Genomic DNA, 23,527 nt, shown 5'->3' with positions numbered 1-23,527 from the left:
GCAGCCGGAACTCAAGGGAACCGTTTGATTTCCCTTGCGTTGTTAGCTCATGCACAAGCCGGCCGCGACGCGCGAACAGGGCAAACAGCCGCCCATTGTCGAGATCAAAGGCGAGAACGGCGATGAAGTGGCACCGCCGCCGCCCGAGCTGGTCGAACCCGACCCCGAACTCTCACCCGAGGAAGCCGAGCAGGCGCGCAAGGATTATCTGCTGACGCGGTTCTGGATCAGCGCGCGCGGCTTCTGGGGCCGCAACGGCGACCGCCTGGCCTGGCCGTTCTCGATCGGTCTCGGCGTGCTGATCGTGCTGACCGTCGTTTTTCAGTACGGCATCAACGTCTGGAATCGGGCCATCTTCGATGCCATCGAGCAGCGCGACGCGGCGAGCGTCTTCCGTCTCACCGCCATGTTCTTCCCGCTCGCGATCGGCAGCATCGTGCTCGGCGTCGCGCAGGTGTTCGCGCGGATGGGCATCCAACGGCGCTGGCGGGCCTGGCTGACCGCGAGCGTGCTGACGCGATGGCTCAAGAACGGTCGCTACTATCAGCTCAACCTCGTCGGGGGCGATCACCAAAATCCCGAATACCGGATCGCGGAGGACCTGCGGATTGCGACCGACTCCCCGGTCGATTTCCTCGCCGGCGTGACGTCCGCGCTGCTGTCGGCCGTGACCTTCATCGTCGTGCTCTGGACCATCGGCGGCGCGCTCAACGTCACGGTTGGCGGCTCCACCATCACCATCCCCGGCTTCCTGGTGATCGCCGCGATCCTCTACGCCGCGATCGCCTCCGGCTCGATCATTGGGATCGGCCGGCGCTTTGTGCAGGTCTCGGAGGACAAGAACCAGGCCGAGGCCGATTTTCGCTACACGCTGACGCGCGTGCGCGAAAACGGCGAAAGCATCGCGCTGCTCGGCGGCGAGCAGGAGGAGCGCGACGGCCTCGACCGCAACTTCGGTCGCGTCTTGCGGCAATGGGCGCGGCTCGCCGGCCAGCACATGCGCACCACGCTGGTGTCGCAAGGATCGAGCTTGGTTGCGCCGGTCGTGCCGCTGCTGCTCTGCGCGCCAAAATTCCTCGACGGCAGCATGACGCTCGGCCAGGTGATGCAGGCGGCCTCCGCGTTCATCATCGTGCAGAGCGCGTTCGGCTGGCTGGTCGACAATTATCCGCGGCTGGCCGACTGGAACGCCTGCGCGCGCCGCATCGCCTCTTTGATGATGTCGCTCGACGGCCTCGAGCGCGCCGAGCAGGGCGATGGCGTCGGCCGCATCAAGCGCGGGGAGACGCGCAACGAGGCGATGCTGGAGCTGCGCGATCTCTCCGTCACGCTCGATGACGGCACCGCAGTGGTCGGCGAGACCGAGGTGATGATCGAGCCCGGCGAGCGGCTGCTGGTCGCCGGCGAATCCGGCACCGGCAAGAGCACGCTGGTGCGCGCCATTGCGGGGCTATGGCCATGGGGCGACGGAAGCGTCAATTTCCATCCGGACCGGCGGCTGTTCATGCTGCCTCAGCGGCCCTACGTACCCACCGGATCGCTGCGCCGCGCCGTCGCCTATCCCGGAGCCGCAGAGGACTGGACCGTCGAGGAGATCGGGGAAGCCCTGCACAAGGTCGGTCTCGACCATCTCAAGGAGAAGATCGAGGAAGAAGGTCCCTGGGACCAGACGCTCTCGGGCGGCGAGAAGCAGCGCCTCGCCCTTGCGCGGCTGCTGCTGCACAGCCCTGATATCGTCGTGCTCGATGAGGCGACCTCGGCGCTCGACGAGAAGAGCCAGGACAAGATGATGAAGATGGTCACCAACGAACTGCCGAAGGCGACCATCGTCAGCGTCGCGCATCGCGCCGAGTTGGAGGCCTTTCACAGCCGCAAGATCGTGCTGGAGCGCCGCAAGGGCGGCGCAAAACTTGTCAGCGACGTCGAGCTGATTCCGCGCAAGGGCAAGCGCAAGCTGCTCGGGCGATTGCTGCGTCAGCGCAAGAAGGCCGCGTAGTACTCTCTCCGTCGTTCCGGACAAGCGCGCACAAAGGGCGCGCCGATCCGGGACCCATACCCACAGAGAGGAGTTTGGCGAAGATTCGGAGTGGGCGCCGCGCGCCATAACCACGTCCTGGGTTATGGGTCCCGGATCTGCGCTTACGCTTGTCCGGGACGACAGCGGAGATTGTGGCTCGCATCGAGCGTTGGAGTCCCCATCAAAACCGGCTATGCATGCGCCGCCTGCAACGAGGACCTGCTGCTTGACGTCTGACAACGCCCCTTCGTCCGCGCCGTTCGGCGCGTTTGCGCCCAATGCGGCGCAGGCTGCTATTATCCGCCTCGCGACGCGCTCGGGGCTGAAGCGCGGCGCGTTCCGGCCGTGGATGTCGCGGCTGGTCAACCTGCTGCGCAGCGGCCCGGTCGACGTGCAGTATCAGGGCGCCTCGTTCCGCTTCTATCACCAGGGCAGCGCGACCGAGCGCGGCGCGCTGTTCAATCCCGACTACAATCTCGACGAGCTCGACTTCCTGCGCCAGCACACTCCTGCGGGCGGCACCTTCGTCGACGTCGGCGCCAATGTCGGCACCTTTGCATTGGTGATGGCGCGGCAGGTCGGGCCATCAGGCAAGGTCGTCGCGATCGAGCCGCATCCGCTGACGTTTGGGCGGCTCTCCTTCAATCACGCCGCGTCGAAGACGCCGCAGGTACGTCTGGTGCAGGCGGCCGCAGGCGACAGCGACGGCGAGCTGATGATCGAGAGCGGCGGCGGCAATCTCGGCGCCACGCACGTCGTCACCGGCACGGCCAGTGCCGAGGCCATCAAGGTGCCGTCGCTACGCTTGATGCGCATTCTCGACGAGGCCGGCGTCACACAAGTCGATTCGCTCAAGATCGACGTCGAGGGCTTCGAGGACCGCGTGCTGATCGGCTTCTTCCGCGACGCGCCGCAATCGCTCTGGCCGCGCGCGGTGGTCATCGAACACCTGTCACAAAACGAATGGCAGCAGGATTGTATTGCCGACATGGTCGCGCGCGGCTTTACGATCGCACGCAAGACACGGAGCAATACGTTCCTGTCACGCTGACAAGGACGAACAAGGGAGGTTGCAATGATCGACCATCTGGGTTTCTCGGTCTCCGACTATGAGCGCGCAAAAGCGTTCTATGCGAAGGCGCTGGCGCCGCTCGGCTATGGCCTGATCATGGAAGTGACGGAAGAGCAGACCGGTCACGCGGCGGCCGCAGGTTTCGGCGCCGACGGCAAGCCGGACTTCTGGTTCGGCGCGGAAGGCGCCATGAACAAGCCGGTGCACATTGCGATCGCAGCCAAGGACCGCGCCACCGTGGATGCCTTCTACAAGGCGGCGATCGCGGCCGGCGGCCGCGACAACGGTCCGCCCGGCATCCGCCCGCATTATCACGCGAATTATTACGGCTCCTTCGTGCTCGACCCTGATGGCCACAATATCGAGGCCGTCTGTCACGCGCCCGAATAAGGCAGGCTTCGAAGGATGTGACGCGGAACATCAGCGCTGCATCGTCGTTATCGTTCTCTGGACAACGATCTCGATGATGCCGATGCCGATCGAACCGCCCGAGATTCCGCCGTCGACGCCCGGTACTCCGACCGAGCCGCCGCCCGGAATTCCGCCGGGCAATCCGCAACCCGACATCACGCCGCCGACGCGCGAGCCCGGCGAAACACCGCGGCCGGATGAATTGCCCGGCCATATGCCCGAAGAGATTCCCCGACGCGGACCGAACGGTCCACTCACGCCCAATCCTGCGACGGACGCAATGCCGCCGCGGGATCACATATGAGGCGAAGCATCACATGTGAGGCGATTGCAAGAAGCGTCTGAATGCGCAATGAACGTCACCATAGTGAGGTGATTTGCGTGCAGAAATAAATCGGACTGCGGTCGCATCGCCCGCCACAATGCGGCCTAACGCGTAGCTGTTCATCACAACACTTTCGTCAAAGAACCTTCCGGGGAAGTTCACCACCATGACCAACCTTCGTATCGTGCTGCTTGCGACGACGGCTCTGACCGCGATGCAATTGGCAAACACCGCATCGCATGCGCAAGGCGCTTCGCCGCTCGTGGTCGCACAGGCCCAACCGCAAGAGACGGGCCCTGACGGAAAACCGAAGCAGCCGCCGAAGGGACCGCCAGGGGCCGCCCCACCTGCAGCACCCGCGCGCCCGGCAGCACCGCCGCCCGCGGCTGCACCGCCCCATCCGCCCGCAGCGCCGCCGCCGGCCGCCGCGCCGCCGCGCCCGGCGGCACCGCCACCGCCTTCGCCTCCACCTGCGGCCCGTCCGGCGCCCCCGCCGCCGCCGGCCGCTCCGAAGCAACCTGCGCCGCCTCCACCGCCGCCGGCCGCCCCGAAACAACCGTCGCCGCCTCCGGCCGCGGCCCCGCAGCAGCACGCCCCGACACCGCCTCCTCCGGCGCCGCCTTCCGCGCGCCCGGCTCCCACGCCGCCAGCACCGCCGCCCGCGGCGGCTCCGCAGCAGCACGCCCCCACCACGCCGCCGCCTGCGGCTCGCCCGACTCCGCCTCCGCCCGCAGCGGGCCCGTCGGTCCGGCCGACGCCTGCGCCCACGGCAACACCGCCTGCTCCGACAGCTGCGCCCGCAGCCCGCCCCGGCGCGCCTGCGCCGGCAGTCACGCCGGCTCCGACCACTGCGCCGACCGCGACGCCAGCTCCGGGCAGCACGCCCGGCGCACCGCCAGCCGGCCGCCCCGGCGCACCTCCGCCTGGCGCACGTCCTGGCGCGCCTCCGGCGGCGGGATCGCCGGCCCCCGGCGCCACGCCCGCTCCAACGGCGACGCCGGCCCCTGGCAGCACTCCGACGCCGCCAGCCGGACGTCCGGGATCGGCGACGCCGGCCCCCGGCGCGACCCCAGCTCCCACGGCGACGCCAACTCCTGGCCAACAGGGTGGAACGCCTCCTGCCGGCGCGCCCGCTGCCGGTACTCCAGCTGCGCCGCCACAGGCCGGCAACCTCCCACCCCGGCCTCCAGCTCCCGCCGGCGCCCCAGCACCGACGGTCGTCCCCGGCTCGCCTGCCGCAGCGCCCCCGCCGAACCGGGCGCAATACGCGCCACCGACGGTCGCACCGGCGTTCCGCGCCGCGCCGACGGTCGCTGCGCCCTTACCGCCTCCGCCCCGTCCGCCGCAGCGTGACCTCACGCCGCTCGCGGTCGGTGCAGGCGTGGTGGCCGGCGCCGTGATCGGCGCGACCATCGCCGATCTCCACAACCAGCGGCGCGAGGTCGTCGAAGGCGGCCGCACCGTCTATACCGAGCCGGACCGCATCATCGTCCGCGATCCGGGCGGCCAGGCCTATGTCCGCGGCAACGATCTCTATCGCTTCCGCTATGGCGCCCGCGACATCCGTACCGACACCGTCGGCGGCGAAACCCGCACCGTCGTGATCCGCCCTGATGGCAGCGAGGTGATCACCGTGGTCGGTCCGGACGGTTCGCTGCTGCGACGAATCCGCAGGGATCCCGGCGGGCGCGAAATCGTCATCATCGACAACAGCTACCGCGATCCGCGCGCGGTCGGCGGCTTCTATGTCGACGTGCCGCCGCCGGTCGTGAACATTCCCTACGATCGCTACATCGTCGACGCCCAGGAGGCCTCGCCGGACGTGATCTACGCGACCATGCAGGCACCGCCAGTGCAGCGGATCGAGCGGCGTTACTCGCTCGACGAGATCCGCTACAGCCCCAATGTCCGCATGCAGATGCCGAGCATCGACGTCAACACGATCAACTTCGAGACGGGATCGTGGACCATCCCGCCGGACCAGGCGGCCCGGCTGCAGGTGATCGCCGACGGCCTCAACCAGGCGATCCAGCGCAATCCGCGCGAAGTGTTCCTGATCGAGGGGCACACCGACGCGGTCGGCAACGAAGTCGACAATCTGTCGCTATCGGACCGCCGTGCGCAGGCCGCAGCCGAATTGCTGACCCAGCAGTTCGGTGTGCCGGCGGAAAACCTGACGTCGCAAGGCTATGGCGAGCAGTATCTCAAGGAGCAGACGCAAGGACCGAGCCTGATCAACCGGCGCGTCACCATCCGCCGCATCACGCCGCTGCTCAACGGCGGCACGGCCTCGCTGCCGCCGCCCCCGCCCGGCACCGCGCCGCCGCGCTAACGGCATACACAAATGCAAATGGCCGGGAGCGATCCCGGCCATTTTGTTTGGAGCGGATGTGGCGGCTACTGCCCGGCGGCGAGCCCAAGCGCATCGGCCATGACACGGAACACGTCGGTATTGTCCATCGAGCCGTGCACGCGGTCGCTGCCCGGCCCGATCGCAGTCAGGATGACGTCCTCGCCCGAATGCACGCTGGCGCCGATCATCGCCGACAGATTGCCGGGACGCAGCACCGCGCCCGGAACGTCCCTGTATTTGTCGTTGGCCTTGAAGGTGCCGTCGTCGCCGGCCTTGACGGTCGGCTCGTTGGGATTGTCGAGCTTCGGACGGAACGTCTCGTAGTGATCCGGCAGGCTCGCCGAGAAAATGGCAAGCCGCCGGCTCACATCTACGCGCGCCGGATAGCCTTCCGCATCCGGCGCTGGATAGTTGGGAAAGCCGGCCTGCTCATAGACACCGACGCGCTCGCGCAAGGGAACGTTGGGCGTCGTGGCCATGTCGTCATTGACCGTGCCGACCAGGCTGTTGGGATGATTGTGGTCCGCCAGCACCAGGATCAGCGTATCGTCACCGCGCGCCCGCACCCATTCACGCGTCTGGCGCACTGCGTTGTCGAGCATGATCGTGTCGTAGACGGCGCGCTCCATGTCGAGCAAATGCGCGTATTTGTCGATCATTCCGGATTCGACCATCAGGAAGAAACCGCTCTCGTTCTTCGAGAGGATGTTCAGCGCCGCCTGCACCTGCTCGGTCAGGTCAGGCTGCTCGGGAAATTTCCTGACGCCGCCGCCCTTCAGGAATTTGCGGTCAAGCACACCGTCCATGTTGCCGGTGGCGAACAGGCCAAGCAGCTTGCTCGTCTCCTGTTTTGCGGCAGACGCGCTGAGCTCGTTCGCCGTCGTCGCCACCTGATAGCCGGCATCGCGAAACTTCGCGATGTAATCGGTCTCGTCCTTGCGCTTCGAGCCGGCGGCCGATTTCGGCAGAAAATTCGCGCTGCCGCCGCCCATCAGGACATCCGGCCTCGCCTTGAAGAATTGGTCGACGATTTCGTCATAGGCGGCGCGCCGGCGGGTATGCGCAACCATCGCCGCCGGCGTCGCGTCCTCGATCTCGGTATTGGTGACGATGCCGATCGCCATGCCGAGCCGCCTTTTGGCGAGACTCGTGATGGTTTCGACCTTGGGATCGTCGAACGGGCTTGCGGTGCGGTCCGCATAGACGCCGAGGGCGTTGACGGCGCTCTTGTGCCCGGTCGCATAGGCGCTCGCCGAGTTCGCGGAATCCGTGATGATCGAGTCCGAGCCGGCGGTTGCGACCAGCGCCATATGAGGCATGTCGTCGATGGCGAGCTTGCCGCGGCTCTTGCCTTCCGAGATCCCCTTGGACAGGATTCGCGCTGCGACCCGATGCGCCGGCGACATGCCGTCACCGATGAACAGGATGACGTTCTTCGCCTTGCGCGGCCCGGTGTCGTAGACCGTCCACGTGACACTGCGCTGGCGCGTGCCGTCGCTCACGTCCACGGCAACGCTGCCCGGCCTGGTCAGCGTGACGTCGCGAAGCATCAGGGCCGACTGCTCTTTGCCGTCCTCGCGGTCGATGAAGGTCCCGGCACGGCCGAACGCGGCCACATGATCCGAGCCGTTCACGGTGACCTTCAACTTGGCGGGATCGACCGGCCCGGGGAGCTCGACCTTGAAGTCGAATTTGGCCCCGGCCAGGATCTCGGCACGATCGATCGGATAGATCGTCTGCGCCGACAGGGATGATGTCCAACAGAGGACGACGAGAGAGACAAGGACCGAATTCTTGATCATGCGCGATGCTCCGCAATCCCGTTCCGATAGAAACAGGAATCGTAGCCATCGAGAATGACACCGTCATTAAGTCACGTATCGCCGGGCCGGGTGGCCCTGAACGCTTATCGGCCTTGGCCGTGTCCGCCATCACCGCACCGCCAAGCCGAGACGAGACCTGCAAGGCAGAAGGCCGGGAGCGCTCCCGGCCTTCTCATTCGTATTACGCAGTCAACGCTTCTGACGGCAGGCATGCCTCGCAAACGGCGGCGATATGCCGGTGATCGGTGCCGCAACAGCCACCCAGGATCCGCATGCCTGGGAACGCGCGCCGGAGCGAAAGGTAACGACGGCCGAGATCGACGGGATCGCCGCTGTCGAGCGTCTCCGACTCGTCGAGCTCGGCATGGCTTTTGGTGGACGCATTGGCTCTGACGCCATGAATGCGCTGGACCCATGCCTCGCCGCCCGCGAGTGCACCCTCGAAATGGGTCGGATGCGCGCAGTTGATCAGGAAATATTCGCAAGCACGTTCCGTTGCATTGTCGACAGCTTCAATCGCTTCGCGCAGGGACTCTCCCCTGACGAGGCGACCATCCGTCTCGACCGTGAAGGAGATCGCGACCGGAATTTGCCGCCGCTCGGCCGCACGCACCACGCCTATGGCCTCGTTGATGCTGTTCAGTGTGAACGCGGTCACCATGTCGGCGCCTGCCTCGGCGAAGGCCGCGATCTGAGCCGAGTGGTAGGCTTCCGCCTCCGCCGCGTCCATGTTGCCGGCCTTGTAGCCGTCGCCTCGCGGGCCGATCGCGCCGCTGATCACGCAAGGCGCTCTGGAGGGCTCCCATTCGCCGCGCAATTCCTCCAGAAAACGGATGGAGCGCATGTTGATGGCCTTGAGCGCGGCCGCATCGTAGCCGAGCTTGGCGGCCCAATCGGGGTTGGCGCGCCAGGTCGGGCTGTCGAGCACGAAGCCGAGCCCATGCTGCCGCGCAATACGAAGATAGGCTTCGTAGTAGCGTTTCAAATGCGCGCGACCATCCGCGCTGTCGAGCAGCACGAATGCCGCGAAATGAGGCAGCTCCAGCCCCTCGTGAAAGATCAGGGTGGTTTCCATGCCGCCGTCGGTCAGAAAAATGCCGCCACGGTGCTGCGGCAGGCCGTTTCTGTATCTGGCCATTGATCGCTCCATCATCTGCACGGGCCGCTCTCGTCGTTCGGTCGCGTCATGCCCGCCCTCAGTCTGGGGCCATTGGTGCCGCATAATGTCGCGCTGCTCTAGAAGCCTGATGGTGCGGCTGAACTTCCACCCGCAAATAGATGACAAATCAGAGGCTTGCGCGAGGCACTCGGATCGGGCGTTTGCCGCACGCGGCGGATTCCATACCATTGGTGTGGTTTTGGAGGAGCCGATGGGAAAGGGCGAAGCGACGCGGGAACGCATTCTCGAGATCGCCGAAGCGGCGGTGCTCGCAAAAGGCTTCGCTGCGACGTCAATCGACGAGATCATCGCCGAGGCCGGCCTCACCAAGAGCGGTTTCTTCTATCACTTCAGGGACAAAAATGCGCTCGCGCGGGAGATGCTGCGCCGGTACGTCGAGACGAACGATCGACTGTTCGACGAGATCTTCAGGCGTGGACGTGAGCTTTCGGACGACCCGCTCCAGTCCTTCCTGATCTCGCTGAAATTGCTCGCCGAGATCATGGCCGATCTGCCCAATGGCCATCCCGGCTGCCTGATCGCCAGCATTTGCTATCAGGAGCGCTTATTCGACCGCGAGGTTCGCGACCTGACCACGCAGTCAGTCAGGAGCTGGAATGCGCATTTCCGCGCGATCCTCGACGGCATTGCCGCGGTCTATCCCCCGCGCGATGCCATCGACCTCGACGATCTCGCCGAGATGATCTCGTGCGTCGTGGACGGCGCCATCATCATGTCGAAGACGCTCAACGACCCCAAGCGGCTGGAACGACAAATCCTGCTCTTCCGCAGCTGTGTGAAGCTGGTATTCGCCCCGACACCGACAAAGCCATCGATCGGTTCCTAGCGCTATCGGGCTGACAAGCCATCAACCCTTGTCGCTTTCGAGTCTGAAGATCTGCGAGCCTTCGCTGCCCGACAGCAGGCCGGTGTCGCTGTAGAGCTTCAGCTTGGTGCGGGTGTCGGCGATGTCGAGGTTGCGCATGGTGAGCTGGCCGATACGGTCGGCCGGGGTGAAGGCGGCATCCTCGACCTTCTCCATGCTGAGCCGCTCCGGCGCATAGGTGAGGTTGGGGCTCTCGGTGTTGAGGATCGAATAGTCGTTGCCGCGGCGCAGCTCCAGCGTGACCTCGCCGGTGACGGCGCGCGCGACCCAGCGCTGCGCGGTCTCGCGCAGCATCAAGGCCTGCGAGTCGAACCAGCGGCCCTGATAGAGCAGACGTCCCAGGCGCATGCCGCTGATGCGGTACTGCTCGATGGTGTCCTCGTTGTGGATGCCCGTGACGAGGCGCTCATAGGCGATGTGGAGCAGCGCCATGCCAGGCGCTTCGTAGATGCCGCGGCTCTTGGCCTCGATGATGCGGTTCTCGATCTGGTCGCTCATGCCGAGGCCGTGGCGGCCGCCGATCGCATTGGCTTCGAGGAACAGCGCGACGGGATCGGAGAAGGTCTGGCCGTTCAGCGCGACCGGCTGGCCTTCCTCGAACCGCACCACGACCTTCTCGGCCTTGACGTTGCAGTCCTCGCGCCAGAACGGCACGCCCATGATCGGATTGACGATCTTGATGCCGCTGTCGAGGCTCTCGAGATCCTTCGCTTCGTGCGTGGCGCCGAGCAAATTGCTGTCGGTCGAATACGCCTTCTCCGCGCTCATCTTGTAGGCAAAGCCCTGCGCGGTCATGAAGGCCGACATCTCGGCGCGGCCGCCGAGCTCGTCGATGAACTGCTGGTCCAGCCAGGGCTTGTAGATCTTGAGGCTCGGATTGGTGAGCAGGCCGTAGCGGTAGAAACGCTCGATGTCGTTGCCCTTGAAGGTCGAGCCATCGCCCCAGATGTTGACGCCGTCTTCCTTCATGGCCGCGACCAGCATCGTGCCGGTAACGGCGCGGCCCAGCGGCGTGGTGTTGAAATAGGTGATGCCGCCGGTGGAGATGTGGAAGGCGCCGGACTGGATCGCGGCGATGCCTTCGTGGACCAGCTGCGTGCGGCAATCGACGAGGCGCGCCTTCTCGGCGCCGAACTCCATCGCCTTGCGCGGGATCTCGTTGTAGTCGGCCTCATCCGGCTGGCCGAGATTGGCGGTGTAGGCGTAGCAGCGTGCGCCCTTCTGCTTCATCCAGAGCAGCGCCGCAGAGGTGTCGAGGCCGCCCGAAAAAGCGATGCCGACTTTCTCACCCTTGGGCAGGCTTTTCAGGATCGTGGTCATGGGGCTTCCAATCGGGGTCTCAAGGGGCTGATGTCAGGGGTGAACTTGACCGCGCGAATATCAAATTTCCCACGCCTCGGCACGCATTTAATGGCTCAAACCGAGGGCTCGGGACCCGTCTTGCGGCCGAACAGGCGCTGGCGGAGACGGTAGGCGGGCATGTTCAGCCGGGTCAGGGCAGCATCGACCGCCTCGTCCGAAAACCGCGTCCGCGGCCAGCGGTAAACCAGCGCGTAGGTGAACCAGATGACGACGAAGGTCACGAGGCCCGCGATGGAAACGTCGGTGAAGAAGTGGCCCCCGAAGGCCATGCGCAGCCCGCTGGTCACGGCGCCGAACACCACGGCGGCAGTATAGGCAAGCGGCCGCCAGGCTGGCGGCGCCAGCGCGGCCGGCGCGAGCGTCCAAAATGCCGTTGCCCCTTCGCCGGAGAAGAACGAGCAGTTGCGTCCGCAGGCGCCGCGGGGATCCCACCACGGCACGAACTGCTGATCGCCGGCAAACTCGGTCACCACCACCGGACGCGGACGGCCCCAATAGTTCTTGAACGTCAGGTTGGTCAAAATGCCGGCCGACATGGTCAGCGTCACCAGCAGGAAGATCACCGTGCGCCCACGTACCATCAACGGACGGTCGGGCCGGATCATCTTGACCACGAGCGCGACGATCGAGGGGAGCGCGAACGCCCAGGCGATCCACATCGCCGCGTCACGCGCAAAACCGGCCCAACCGTTCAGTTTGAGCGGGAACGTCCTGGTCTCGGGGTCGAAGAACAGCGAGGCGAGCTTGAGATCAAGCTCGGGATAGAGGCCGAAGACGACGCCGATCACGAGCCACAGCGCCAGCGCGATGAAGAGTCCAGTCCGGTTCATGGCGCGCGGTTTAGCGGAGTGGGACGGGGATGGAAACCCCAATGGAGGTGCCCATCTTCCCCTGGAGGGGGAGGATCGGTTCGCATGTAGCGGAGCGAAATGCGAACCGAGGTGGGGTGAAGCCACGCGCACCGCAGTCGTGGATAGTCTGTCACCCCACCCCGCTCGCGCTATGCGCGATCGACCCTCCCCCTCTGTTCAGACCGGGGACATAGTGGACGGGTGTTCGGAGACATCGTGGACACTTTCGGTCGTTCCGTCGAGAGGCCGGATGTCGACGGTTGCGATGAGCTGGGTTCTGAAGACGACGTCGAAGACGCCGTCTTGTGTGGTTGGCCGGAACGCGACTGCTTTGCCGCGGAAGGCCTTGGGGACTTTGAGGTTGCGGCCGAGGAAGCTGACGTGCCCGCCCTGTTGGACGCGGCGCACGGCGTCGCCTGGTGCGTATTCGAAGGGTGCGACGGTCTCGACATAGTCGCGCGGGCTCGGCTGATAGCGGCTGGCCGGCACGGCGAGCTCGAGCGCTTCGTGCGGCCGTTGCGTGTTGTAGACCGTGCGCCATCGCTCGAAAGCACGCTGGGCGGCGGCAATATCGGTGAAGGAAGGAGCCGACAACACTTCGGCCTTGAGGCTACGGTGGAAGCGTTCGTCCTTGCCCATGGTCTGCGGATGATAGGGCCGCGAATGGCTGATCTTGATGCCATGCTCGATCAGCCAAACCCCGAGCGGGGTGAATGGGCTGCCCGGACCGTCGCCCCAGGGCGAGCCGTTGTCGGTGATCAGTCTCTCGGGCAGGCCGTAACGGCGGAAAGCCGCGATGAGATGCTGCCTGACCGTCTCGGTCTGCTCGTCGGCGCACGCCGCCAGTGCCACCGAAAAGCGCGAGTGATCGTCGAGCACGGTCAGCGGATGAAGCCGGCCGACATGCAAGGCCACGTGGCCCTTGAAGTCCATCTGCCACAACTCGTTCGGCCGCGACCGCTCGAAACGGGTGAAGGCGGGCGAACCGCCGCCGAACTTGCCCAGTTCCATCCCATGTCGCTTCAAGATCGCCGTGACCGTCGAAGGCGCCGGAACGGCGTCCCGCCCCAGATCCTTCAGTCGCCTGGCGATCTTGCGCCCACCCCAAGCCGGATGCTCGGCTCGCACCGAGAGCACGGCATCCTCGATCGCCGCAACACTGCGCGCCGGCGAACGCTGCGGTCGACGCGACTGCTCCTGAAGCCCATTGATCCCGGCCGATTGCCATCGCTCCAGCCACTTGTAGCCGGTCGTCGGGCTGATGCCGAACCGACGACACAATTGCCGAACATTGGCTCCTTCCTCCGAGGCCAACATCACAAACTCCAATCTCGCGTCCATCCGAGATACCTCGCGGAACGGCATCCGACAGCCTCCTTGATTCGCTGCCGAAAGTGTCCACGATGTCTCCGAACACCCGTCCACTATGTCCCCGGTCCGAACACCCTCCAGGGGAGGGTAAGATGGTCACCGCGCATCCGGCCGCGAATGCGACGGCAGCGGCGGAGGCGGCTTGCGCGGCGGTGGCGGCTCGCGCCAGGCGCCGGCGTTGCGGCCGGCGATCAACCAGTAGACCACGCCGGCGACGATGCCGGCGCCGGTCATGATCTCCAGATGCCGCCGCACGATGCCTTCGAACTGCAAGGTGTCGGCGTGAAAGGGAACAAGACCGAGATAACAGGCGAGCCCGACGAGGCCGCCGCCAACGGCGTAAGCCAGCGCGCTGCGGATGTAGAGCGCTTCGGTGATCGCGACGATCACCGCCGCCGGTACCAGCGTAAAGCCCGAGACGAAGATGAAGCCGAAGCCGAGCAGGATATCGATCGCACCCTGATCGACGGGGCCGGCGCCGAGATCGGAAAATTCCGGAAACAGCAGCGCGACGACCACGATCATGCCGCCGACGAAGCAGGCGGCGAGGAAGCCGATGAAGATGACGATGAGGCGGCCGATCAGGGACATGACTGAAATGCCAACCCCGCCGTCATTGCGAGCGCAGCGAAGCAATCCAGTCTGCCCCCGCGGCTAGATTCTGGATTGCTTCGCTGCGCTCGCAATGACGATACCACGAGAGCACGACCACAACCATCAATCCGTCATCGCCATGGCGCGCAGCGCCTGGCGCTCGCGTGCGGAGAGCTTTTCCGTCTCCGACTTGAGCTGGCCGCAGGCGGCGAGGATGTCGCGGCCGCGCGGGGTACGCACCGGGGAGGAATAGCCGGCGTTGAAGATGTATTCGGAGAACTTTTCGATCTGGTCCCAGTCCGAGCATTCATAGGCCGTGCCGGGCCAGGGATTGAACGGGATCAGGTTGATCTTGGCCGGAATGCCCTTGAGCAGCTTCACCAGCAGCTTGGCATCGTCGAGCGAATCGTTGACGCCCTTGAGCATCACATATTCGAAGGTGATGCGGCGCGCGTTCGAGGCGCCGGGATAGTCGCGGCAGGCCTTCAAGAGCTCCTTGATCGGATATTTGCGGTTGAGCGGCACCAGTTCGTTGCGCAATTCGTCGCGCACCGCGTGCAGCGAGATCGCGAGCATGACGCCGATCTCCTCGCCGGCGCGCACGATGTTCGGCACCACGCCCGAGGTCGACAGCGTGATGCGGCGGCGGGAGATGCCGATGCCCTCATTGTCGCCGGCGATGAGCAGCGCATCGCGCACCGCGTCGAAATTGTAGAGCGGCTCGCCCATGCCCATCATCACGATGTTGGTGACACGGCGCGTGCCGTCCTCGCGATCGGCCCAGTCGTTCAGGCGATCGCGCGCAACCATCACCTGTCCGACGATCTCGCCGGCGGTGAGGTTGCGCACCAGGCGCTGCGTGCCGGTGTGGCAGAACGCGCAGTTGAGCGTGCAGCCGACCTGCGAGGAGACGCAGAGCGTGCCGCGATCGGTCTCGGGGATGTAGACGCACTCGACTTCATGCGCCTTCTGGACGGCGTCGCCGCTCGGCAGTCGCAGCAGCCATTTGCGGGTGCCGTCATTGGAAATCTGCTCGGCCACGACTTCGGGCCGGTCGACGGTGAAGTGCTGGGCGAGATCGGCGCGGATGCCCTTGGAGATCGAGGTCATCTCCTCAAAATTCTGGGCGCCGCGGAAATAGATCCAGTGCCAGAGCTGCTGCACGCGCATCTTGCGCTGCGCCGGTGCAACGCCGATCTCGCCGAGGCGATCGGCAAGCTCGGCGCGCGACAGGCCGATCAGCGACGGCTTCGCCGGCGGCACATAGGTTTCGAGCGGAGTCTTCTCCACCAATGTTGCGTTGTGCGGCTCGGTCGAGGTTTGCATTGAATAGACCTGATTACATGGTCGTTCCGGGGCGATGCGGAGCATCGAACCCGGAACCTCGAGATTCCGGGTCTGGTCCTTCGGACCATCCCGGAATGACGGAAAAACTTGGAACAGGCCCTATATAGCAACCGGAATCGCCGATTGCGACCTTGTCGCCCGCAGCCTTAACGCCGGCAATCCTGCGCGATCTTGTCGAGCGCCTGAGCGAGGCCCTTCAGCGAGAACGTGTCGGTCGTCTCCGTCCCTTTGGCCGAGACGCCCTTGACCACGAGATCGGCGGATTTGCGCATGGCTTCGACCATCCGCTCCTCCTCGGCTGCGTTCTTGATCCAGAGCCCGTCGCCCTGCGTGTACATGGCGAACGAGGCGCCGCCGACCTCGATGGTCGATTCCGAGCCTGGCTTCAGCGCGTAGCCGATCATGACCGAGACCTCGTTGTTCACCTTCTCCGCCGGCCGGGTCGACACGAACGCATAGGCGGGATCACGCGGCCGGTTCGGCGGGTTGGTCTTCGACGACGACGGCTTTGCCAGCGCGAAGCAGACCTTCTTGCCGTTCGGCGTCGCCGAGTATGCTCCCCAGGTGCCGAACTGCCCGATCAGGGTCGGCTCAGCGCCGCCCGCAACTGCCGCGGGCGAGGCCGCCGATTTGCTCTCGGACTTTGAGGCCGCCTTTGCAGTCGTGCTGGCCGGCGGCGCCGCCGGCTTCGGTGTCGCCTCTTTTGGAGCAGCCTCTTTTGGCGCGGACTTGGGCGCCGGTTGCGCCGTCTGCGCCCGCGCGGAATCGACGATCCCCCCGGCCATGACGCCAGTCATCAAAGCTAAAATCAGCACCCGCCACATGCTGGAGTGGTTCCCTCAATATTGTGACTGGAAGATGGCCCGAGCGCGCTTTGTCCCCGGACAGGGATAGCCGGGAAAGTCCAATTTGGGAAGGCAGTTAGCGGTATCGGCGGCGGCTAGGCCTTGGATCGCGCGGCGCGTTGCTCGGCCCATTGTGCCTCGGTCCAACGCAACAAATCCTCGGCGCCGGAACTGCGCAAATGCGCGCCACCGTCGATCACCACCATCTCGCCATTGATGTAGGCGGCACGGTCCGAGACCAGGAAGCTGGCGAGATCGGCAAGCTCGCTGTGCTCGCCGGTGCGCCCCAGCGGGTTGCGCGAGGTCCAGCCTTCGTCGCGGCCCTCGGGACGGAGCTGCCCGGTGGCCCCTGCGGTCGGGAACGGGCCCGGCGCGATCGCAACGGTGCGGATGCCCTTCGGGCCCCACTCCACGGCAAGGCTCTTGGTCATCGCCAGCAGCGCCGACTTCGCCATCGCCGACGGAACCGTGAAGGCGCGGCCGGTGATGGTGGAGGTCGAGAGGATCGACAGCACGACGCCGCCGTGCTTGCCCTCGATCCAACGCCTGCCGGCGGCCAGCGTGCAGTACATTGCGCCATGCAGCGTCGGCGCCAAGATCGCATCGGCGGCGCGGAACGAGAGATGCTCGCTCTGCGCGATGAAGGTGGCAGCGGCATTGTTGACGAGGATGTCGAGCGGCGCCTCGCGCCAGATCGCATCCATCATGCTGTCGACGGCCGCACCGTCGCGGATATCGCAGGCGATGGTCGTGACTTTGCCGCCGGTCCCTTCGCGCATCTCCGCTGCCGTCGCTTCCAACCGATCGAGCTTGCGGCCGCAGATCACGAGCTCGGCGCCGAGCGCGAGGAAGCGGCGTCCCATCGCGGCGCCAAGGCCCGAGCCGCCGCCGGTGACGAGGATGCGCTTGCCCCTGAGCAGGCTTGTTTCAAACATCGTTTGAATCCTCCTTTTTTCTTTTTGCTTCGTCATTGCGAGCGCAGCGAAGCAATCTGGACTATTTCCGCGGCACGGACTCTGGATTGCTTCGCGGAGCCTGTCATCGGGCCGCGCTTCGCGCGGACCCGTTGGCTCGCAACGACGAGGATAGGCCAATGCATGGTTTCGGACAAAGAATCCGGATTGTCCGGCCGCAGTAAATCCGGCAGAAACGACCCAACTATAATTCCACTCGAAACGCTTCAGGTGCCGCCATGAAAGCCATCCTCTGCTCGCAATATTGCCAGCCCGACGATCTCGTGCTCGCCGATGTGCCGGATCCGGTGGCGGGCCCCGGCGAAGCCGTGATCGCGATCAAGGCGGCGGCGCTGAACTTCTTCGACATCCTGATGATCCAGGGCAAGTACCAGATCAAGCCGCCGTTCCCGTTCTCGCCGGCAGCGGAAGTCGCGGGCGTGATTGAGAGCATCGGCGCCGGTGTCACCGACCTGAAGGTCGGCGACCGCGTGGTGGCGTCCTGCGGCCACAACGGCGCGCGCGAGAAGATCGCGCTGCCGGCGGCGTCGATCGTGAAGATTCCCGACAATCTCGATTACGACCGCGCGGCCGGAATCATCATCATTTACGGCACCGCGCTGCATGCGCTGGAGGATCGCGCCAGTCCGAAACCCGGCGAGACGCTCGCGGTGCTCGGCGCCGCCGGCGGCACCGGCCTTGCCGCCTGCGAGCTCGGCAAGCTGATGGGCCTGAAGGTGATCGCCTGCGCCTCGTCGGACGAGAAGCTTGAATTCGCCAAGGCGCATGGCGCCGAGCTGACGCTGAACTACGCCAAGGAAGATTTGAAGGAAGGCCTGCGCAAGCTCACCGGCGGCAAGGGCGTCGACATCATCTTCGACCCGGTTGGTGGTGCGTATGCCGAGCAGGCACTGCGCTCGATCGCCTGGGAGGGCCGCTTCCTCGTCATCGGCTTTGCCGCCGGCGACATTCCGAAAATGCCGCTGAACCTCGCGCTGTTGAAGGGCTGCGATATCCGCGGCGTGTTCTGGGGCGCCTGGACGCGGCTCAATCCGGCCAAGAACCGCGCCAATCTCGAGAAGCTCGTGAAGTGGACCGCGGAAGGCAAGATCTCATCGCATGTCGACCGCACTTTCCCGCTGGCGCAGACGGCCGATGCGCTGAAGGTGCTGGCGGGACGGCGGGCGATGGGCAAGGTGATCCTGCACCCGTGAAGATGTAGTGGCGAATGGCGTCGCGACGCCATCGCACATACCCAACTGTCATCGCCCGCTTGACCGGGCGGTCCAGTACTCCGAGACAGTTGTGGTTGAAACAATGGGGCCCCGCCTTCGCGGAGAATGACAGCGAGGCGGAGGGCAGTGCGCCTTCGGCCGCATCGTAAATTCCCCTCAACCACCGCTGGTAAAATAGCGGTGCATTCCGCAACCTCGCCCCAATCAAACCCAAATATTTCCCGATTCGTCCCAACCCTCGTCGCTTTTTGGGCTCATTCAAATTGCGATTTACCGGCTCCAGATTGCTGGGCGCTCCTGGACAACAACAAGAAAACTGAAACCGGTATGCCCCGCGTTGTGTCCAGTCCAGGGGGAGCATCACCATGGAGACGACGGCATACCGCCCGTCCAGGGAATCGAGGGCCTTCGATTCCGATCCAGCCGCGTCACATCCATCCACCGCATCCTACATCCGTGCGCGCGCCGCACGGATCGATCTGTCGCCGGACGATCCAATACCACTGTTCCTGTCCGATCCGCTCGGTGCGCCGAACCCGGACGAATATGCCCCGCTGGAGTTGCGGCCCCGGGGCAGAATTGTCCCGCGTGTTCTCGCGGCTGTTCTGGTGGCATCCAGCCTGGCAATTCTGGCCGCGCTGTTTCAGTCCGACCTTCGCGGCATCTTCGCCGTCTCAGCGGGCATCGCGCTGGAGCAGGCGGCGGCCTCGGCCAGCGCGCCGGCCGTACCGCAATCTCCGCGCAAGGATCCGGGGCGCGTGACCGACGCAACGCTGGCGAGCGCTGACGCGCAGGATCTCCCTGCACCGTCAACGCCGAGCCGCGAAGCGATCGCGACCGCCTATCAGACCGCGCTACAAGCCCAGACGCCTGTGCCTCAGCCTGCACCGGTGACCACACCGCCTGCGCCCCCTCCTCCCGCGCGGACGCTCGACGCCGACACGCTGGCCGGGCTGATGGCGCGCGCGAAGAGCTTGTTGACGATCGGCGATATCGTTGCAGCGCGCCTGTTGCTCGAACGCGCGGCCAACGCCCAGGACGCGACAGCGGCGTTTCTGCTGGCGCAGACCTATGATCCAGCCGTGCTGGGCACCAGCGACGCGCGGCGCATCGCCGCCGATGCGACCGCTGCGCGCGACTGGTACGAGAAGGCCGCGGCACTCGGATCGACGGAGGCGCGGCAGCGCCTCGCCCAGCTTCAGAACTAGTACTTTTTTAGAGGACATCATGCATAACGTTTTGAAAATGGCGCTTGCCGCCATCATAACGATCTGTGCCTTGGCCGCACGTGCTGAGCCGCAGACCGAGTACGATCCGGCCAAGGTCTCCGACAGCCTGAAGGCCATCTTCCAGTTCGGCTCGACCTCGACCAAGCAGGCGCTGAACGCCAACACGGTCACGCTGATCACGGGCACGATCGGCGGCACCTATGTGCAGTTCGGCGCCGATCTCGCCTCGGTGCTCGACGACGGCAACAAGATCCGCGTGCTGCCGATCGTCGGCCGCGGCTCGGTGCAGAGCGTCGCCGACATCCTGTTCCTGCAAGGCGTCGATCTCGGAATCGTGCGCGCCGACACGCTCGACTATCTCGAGCGCAAGGGCTTTGCCAAAGACATCAAGCGACAATTCACCTATGTGACGAAGCTCTACAACGAAGAGATGCAGGTGATCGCGCCGAAATCGGTGGCGACACTAAAGGACCTCGAAGGCAAGACCGTCAGCGTCGATCTGCCGAACGGCGGCACCTTCGTCACCGCGCTCACCGTGTTCGAGCGGCTCGGGATCAAGGCGAAATTCGTCTATGTCGAGCAGCGCATCGCGATGGAGAAGCTGAAGGCCGGCGAGATCGACGCCGTCATCGTGGTCGGCGGCAAGCCGTACAAATCGGTCTCGACCTTCGGCAATGATGGCCGCTTTCATCTCGCGAAGGTGGACTATGCGAAGCCGCTGCAGAGCGACTACCTGCCAGCGACCCTGACCGCGAAGGACTATCCGAACCTGATCAAGGAGGGCGAGAGCGTCGACACGATCGCCGTCCCTGCGGTGCTCGCGGCCTATAATTGGGCACCCAACACCGAGCGCTATCGCAAGCTCGCGCTGTTCGTGGACGCGTTCTTCACGAAATTCCCCGCGCTGCAGAACCCGCCCTTCCATCCCAAGTGGAAGGAGGTCTCGCTCGCGGCGCCGCTATCCGGCTGGAACAGATTGCCGGTGGCGCAGCACTGGCTCGACAAGCATGGCGTCGAACCGGTGACGCGGCAGCGCTTCGAGGCGTTCCTGAAGCAGAGCCCGACCGCTGCAAACGTGTCCGACGCGGACAAGGAGACGCTGTTCAGACAATTCCAGGCGTGGGACGCAGAGAAGGGGCGAGTGGAGGCAGGGAAGAAGTAGCGATCGTCGTTGCTGCCGATGGTGTCGCAAGCGCTATCGGGCGATCCAGTACTCCGTGACGCCGGTGATTGAATCGAAGAGCCGCGGCGTACTGGATACCTCGGTCAAGCCGGGGCATGACCACGGTGGGCGTGGCTACGGCGTGCCGTCACAACACCTACTGCGCCCCCTCCTCCACCCCGCGCTTCAGCGCGGCGCGGGCGGCCTCGCGGTGCTCGTTCGTGATGTGGCCGGCAACCATGCGGATGGCGGTGGCGAGCACGGCGGCGTCATCGGCGAAACCGAGGAGCGGCATCACGTCCGCGACGAAGTCGAACGGCAGGACGAAATAGGCGATCGCACCTAACAGCGAGGCTTGAACGTGGCGCGGCGTCTGCCGATCGAACGCGCAGTAATAGGCGGCAAGCAAATCTTCCGCGAACGGCAGTTGCGCGGCGACACGCTTCAGCTTGCGCCAGAAGCGGCGGCGCACGCTCTCGCGATCTTCCGCGAGCCGATCGGCCGGCTCGAAGCCGACGCTGTGCTCGGCAGCCATGCTCAAATGCTCCCCGTTCTGCCGGAGGTGGCAGATCGCCCATCCCGGCTGATCACAAGATGGGGATGCGGCCGGTCCCTGCCAAGACGTCAGCTTGGTGTCAGCCGGCGATGGCGTTCATCGCCTTGGCCAGGGCGATGTCGCGCGCGGTGACGCCGCCGGCGTCGTGGGTCGACAGCACCACCTCCACCGTCTTGTAGACGTTGCGCCATTCGGGGTGGTGATCCATCTTCTCGGCGACCAGCGCGACCCGGGTCATGAAACCGAACGCCTCGTTGAAATCCTTGAAGACAAAGGTTTTCCCGATGGCGTCGCGGCCTTGGACTTCAGCCCAGCCCGGCAATCCGCCCAGCGCCTGCTTGCGCGTCTCCGCCGAGAGCCGTTCTGCCATGGTCGTCTCCGTCCTTTAGGGGAACTTTACTCTAACACCGCGCCGGCGCACGGGTTCATCCGGAATTTCCTGCATCCGCTAACCATGACGGAGATGTAACCCCGCCGGACAAGAAATTTGCTACAATTGCGGGCGTAAATCGCCGGCCAAGATGAAACTGAGCCTGAAGAGCCCGTTTGGGAGATCGATGATCGGGGGATTGGACCTGGCCGAAACGCCCCCTCCGCCTTCGCCGCGATACGCGGCGCGGAAGACGGCGCTCGTGTCCCTGGCATTCGTGCTTGCGATCATCGGCGCACTCGTCGGCGGATACTACTTCGCGATGCGCCCCGTGACGCTCAGGATCGCGGTCGGCCCCGCCAACAGCGACGACGTCAAAGTGGTGCAGACGCTGACGCAGGCCTTCACGCAGACCAAGGGCCAGGTGCGGCTGCGACCGATCCAGACCGACGGCGCCACGGCCAGCGCCAACGCGCTCGCGGAAGGCAAGGTCGATCTCGCCATCGTGCGCGGCGACCTCGACGTGCCGAAGAACGCGCAGGCGGTCGCGACCCTGCGCAAGAACGTCGTGGTGCTGTGGTCCGTTCCGGGCAAAGGCAAGAAGCGGGGCCCGAAGATCACCAAGATCGCGCAGCTCGCTGGCCATCGCGTCGGCGTGGTCGGCCGCACCCAGGCCAACGTCAACCTGCTTAAGGTGATCCTGCAGCAATACGGCGTCGATCCCGCCAAGGTCGAGATCGTGCAATTTCCGGCGAACGAAGCAGCCGAGGCGATCAAGGCGCAGAAGGCCGACGTCTATCTCGCGGCCGGCCCCGTCAACAGCAAGATCACGACGGATGCGATCGCCGCCTCCATCAAGGATTTCGGCGCGCCCACCTTCCTCGCGATCGATTCGGCGGACGCGATCGCACAAAACCATCCGGTCTACGAGGCGTCCGAGATTCCGGCCGGCACCTATGGCGGCTCGCCCGCCCGCCCGGAGGACGAGGTCAAGACCATCAGCTTTTCGCACCACATCGTGGCGCGCAAGGCTGTGTCCGAAACCACCATTGCGGCGTTCACGCGCCAGCTCTTCGCCGTACGCCAGCAGCTGGTGACGGAATTCCCGCTCGCGGCAAAGATCGAAACGCCGGATACCGACAAGGATGCCGTGATCCCGGTGCACCCGGGTGCGGCCGCCTTCGTCGACGGCGAGGAAAAGACCTTCCTCGACAAATATAGCGATTACATCTGGTGGGGCCTGATGGCGCTGTCCGCCATGGGCTCGATCGGCGCCTGGTTCGCCGGCTATCTGAAGAAGGACGAGCGCAACAGCAACAATCATCAGCGCGAACGTCTGCTCGATATGATCTCGGCGGCACGCAAGTGCGAGACGATCGACGAGCTCGACCAGATGCAGACCGAGGCTGACGACATCCTGCGCGACACGCTGCGCTGCTACGATCACGGCGCGATCGAGGAAGGCGCGCTCACCGCCTTCAACATCGCGCTCGACCAGTTCCACGCCGCGGTCGCCGACCGCAAGGCGCTGCTGATGAGCCTGCCGCAGAACCTGCAGCGCGCAGGCGCGCAATTCCGGGCCGCCGGCAACGCGTGAGCGCTTGCG

The 23,527-nt window shown here is 65.3% G+C and carries 21 protein-coding genes; 10 read left to right on the top strand and 11 right to left on the bottom strand.

Annotated elements, in window-relative coordinates; genetic code table 11:
• Window positions 1-49: 49 nt before the first annotated feature.
• The 5 genes from P6U29_RS01595 to P6U29_RS01575 all read left to right on the top strand — a co-directional run bounded on the left by P6U29_RS01595 (window position 50) and on the right by P6U29_RS01575 (window position 6,157).
• The gene (locus tag P6U29_RS01595) at window positions 50-1,996 is read left to right on the top strand and encodes an ABC transporter ATP-binding protein/permease (protein WP_407116025.1); all 1,947 of its coding nucleotides are present in this window, start codon (window positions 50-52) and stop codon (window positions 1,994-1,996) included.
• 247 nt (window positions 1,997-2,243) lie between these two features.
• Complete coding sequence (locus P6U29_RS01590; protein WP_407116024.1) at window positions 2,244-3,068, top strand: FkbM family methyltransferase; 825 nt, start codon at window positions 2,244-2,246, stop codon at window positions 3,066-3,068.
• Window positions 3,069-3,092: 24 nt separating this feature from the next.
• Window positions 3,093-3,479 carry a VOC family protein gene (locus P6U29_RS01585; protein WP_407116023.1) on the top strand — a complete coding sequence of 129 codons (387 nt, stop codon included), beginning with the start codon at window positions 3,093-3,095 and terminating at the stop codon, window positions 3,477-3,479.
• 82 nt (window positions 3,480-3,561) lie between these two features.
• Window positions 3,562-3,804 (top strand): hypothetical protein, encoded by a 243-nt coding sequence (locus P6U29_RS01580; RefSeq protein ID WP_407116022.1) that lies wholly within the window; start codon window positions 3,562-3,564, stop codon window positions 3,802-3,804.
• A 187-nt stretch (window positions 3,805-3,991) separates the two neighbouring features.
• Entirely contained in the window at window positions 3,992-6,157 is a 2,166-nt protein-coding gene (locus P6U29_RS01575; protein WP_407116021.1) for an OmpA family protein, read from the top strand.
• Between the two features lie 65 nt (window positions 6,158-6,222).
• On the opposite strand, the gene P6U29_RS01570 is transcribed toward P6U29_RS01575, so the two are convergent.
• Window positions 6,223-7,980 carry an alkaline phosphatase gene (locus tag P6U29_RS01570; RefSeq protein WP_407116020.1) on the bottom strand — a complete coding sequence of 586 codons (1,758 nt, stop codon included), beginning with the start codon at window positions 7,978-7,980 and terminating at the stop codon, window positions 6,223-6,225.
• Window positions 7,981-8,182: 202 nt separating this feature from the next.
• Window positions 8,183-9,139: a homocysteine S-methyltransferase family protein gene (locus tag P6U29_RS01565; RefSeq protein WP_407116019.1), complete on the bottom strand. Its 957-nt coding sequence runs from the start codon at window positions 9,137-9,139 to the stop codon at window positions 8,183-8,185.
• 232 nt (window positions 9,140-9,371) lie between these two features.
• On the opposite strand from P6U29_RS01565, the gene P6U29_RS01560 reads away from it, so the two are divergent.
• Window positions 9,372-10,007 carry a TetR/AcrR family transcriptional regulator gene (locus P6U29_RS01560; RefSeq protein WP_407116018.1) on the top strand — a complete coding sequence of 212 codons (636 nt, stop codon included), beginning with the start codon at window positions 9,372-9,374 and terminating at the stop codon, window positions 10,005-10,007.
• 21 nt (window positions 10,008-10,028) lie between these two features.
• Here the strand turns inward: P6U29_RS01560 and argG are convergent, their stop codons facing one another.
• The 7 genes from argG to P6U29_RS01525 form a co-directional block, all read right to left on the bottom strand.
• Complete coding sequence (argG, locus tag P6U29_RS01555; protein ID WP_407116017.1) at window positions 10,029-11,366, bottom strand: argininosuccinate synthase; 1,338 nt, start codon at window positions 11,364-11,366, stop codon at window positions 10,029-10,031.
• Window positions 11,367-11,461: 95 nt separating this feature from the next.
• Window positions 11,462-12,238, bottom strand: coding sequence for a phosphatase PAP2 family protein (locus P6U29_RS01550; RefSeq protein WP_407116016.1), 777 nt, complete (start codon window positions 12,236-12,238; stop codon window positions 11,462-11,464).
• Between the two features lie 198 nt (window positions 12,239-12,436).
• Complete coding sequence (locus tag P6U29_RS01545; protein ID WP_407112701.1) at window positions 12,437-13,624, bottom strand: IS481 family transposase; 1,188 nt, start codon at window positions 13,622-13,624, stop codon at window positions 12,437-12,439.
• Window positions 13,625-13,726: 102 nt separating this feature from the next.
• On the bottom strand, window positions 13,727-14,221 hold the full coding sequence (locus P6U29_RS01540) for a hypothetical protein (RefSeq protein ID WP_407116015.1): 495 nt from the start codon (window positions 14,219-14,221) through the stop codon (window positions 13,727-13,729).
• Between the two features lie 126 nt (window positions 14,222-14,347).
• Window positions 14,348-15,550, bottom strand: a complete 1,203-nt coding sequence (gene rlmN / locus P6U29_RS01535; RefSeq protein WP_407116014.1) for a 23S rRNA (adenine(2503)-C(2))-methyltransferase RlmN — start codon at window positions 15,548-15,550, stop codon at window positions 14,348-14,350.
• Between the two features lie 167 nt (window positions 15,551-15,717).
• Entirely contained in the window at window positions 15,718-16,395 is a 678-nt protein-coding gene (locus P6U29_RS01530; RefSeq protein ID WP_407116013.1) for an invasion associated locus B family protein, read from the bottom strand.
• A 116-nt stretch (window positions 16,396-16,511) separates the two neighbouring features.
• On the bottom strand, window positions 16,512-17,351 hold the full coding sequence (locus tag P6U29_RS01525) for an SDR family oxidoreductase (protein WP_407116012.1): 840 nt from the start codon (window positions 17,349-17,351) through the stop codon (window positions 16,512-16,514).
• Between the two features lie 257 nt (window positions 17,352-17,608).
• Here P6U29_RS01525 and P6U29_RS01520 point away from each other — a divergent pair, with 257 nt between their 5' ends.
• The 3 genes from P6U29_RS01520 to P6U29_RS01510 all read left to right on the top strand — a co-directional run bounded on the left by P6U29_RS01520 (window position 17,609) and on the right by P6U29_RS01510 (window position 20,995).
• The gene (locus P6U29_RS01520; RefSeq protein WP_407116011.1) at window positions 17,609-18,583 is read left to right on the top strand and encodes an NADPH:quinone oxidoreductase family protein; all 975 of its coding nucleotides are present in this window, start codon (window positions 17,609-17,611) and stop codon (window positions 18,581-18,583) included.
• A gap of 386 nt (window positions 18,584-18,969) precedes the next feature.
• Entirely contained in the window at window positions 18,970-19,812 is an 843-nt protein-coding gene (locus P6U29_RS01515) for a hypothetical protein (RefSeq protein ID WP_407116010.1), read from the top strand.
• A 19-nt stretch (window positions 19,813-19,831) separates the two neighbouring features.
• Window positions 19,832-20,995 carry a TAXI family TRAP transporter solute-binding subunit gene (locus P6U29_RS01510; protein ID WP_407116009.1) on the top strand — a complete coding sequence of 388 codons (1,164 nt, stop codon included), beginning with the start codon at window positions 19,832-19,834 and terminating at the stop codon, window positions 20,993-20,995.
• Between the two features lie 157 nt (window positions 20,996-21,152).
• On the opposite strand, the gene P6U29_RS01505 is transcribed toward P6U29_RS01510, so the two are convergent.
• Complete coding sequence (locus tag P6U29_RS01505; RefSeq protein ID WP_407116008.1) at window positions 21,153-21,530, bottom strand: YkvA family protein; 378 nt, start codon at window positions 21,528-21,530, stop codon at window positions 21,153-21,155.
• Window positions 21,531-21,630: 100 nt separating this feature from the next.
• Entirely contained in the window at window positions 21,631-21,921 is a 291-nt protein-coding gene (locus P6U29_RS01500; protein WP_407116007.1) for a 4a-hydroxytetrahydrobiopterin dehydratase, read from the bottom strand.
• Window positions 21,922-22,072: 151 nt separating this feature from the next.
• Between P6U29_RS01500 and P6U29_RS01495 the strand changes: the two genes are divergently transcribed.
• Window positions 22,073-23,518 carry a TAXI family TRAP transporter solute-binding subunit gene (locus tag P6U29_RS01495; protein ID WP_407116006.1) on the top strand — a complete coding sequence of 482 codons (1,446 nt, stop codon included), beginning with the start codon at window positions 22,073-22,075 and terminating at the stop codon, window positions 23,516-23,518.
• Window positions 23,519-23,527 lie beyond the last annotated feature (9 nt).

Source organism: Bradyrhizobium sp. LMG 9283 (genome assembly GCF_045571415.1).
Classification (GTDB): domain Bacteria; phylum Pseudomonadota; class Alphaproteobacteria; order Rhizobiales; family Xanthobacteraceae; genus Bradyrhizobium.
Note: the sequence above shows the minus strand (reverse complement) of the source record. Positions and strands in the feature narration are given on the sequence as shown.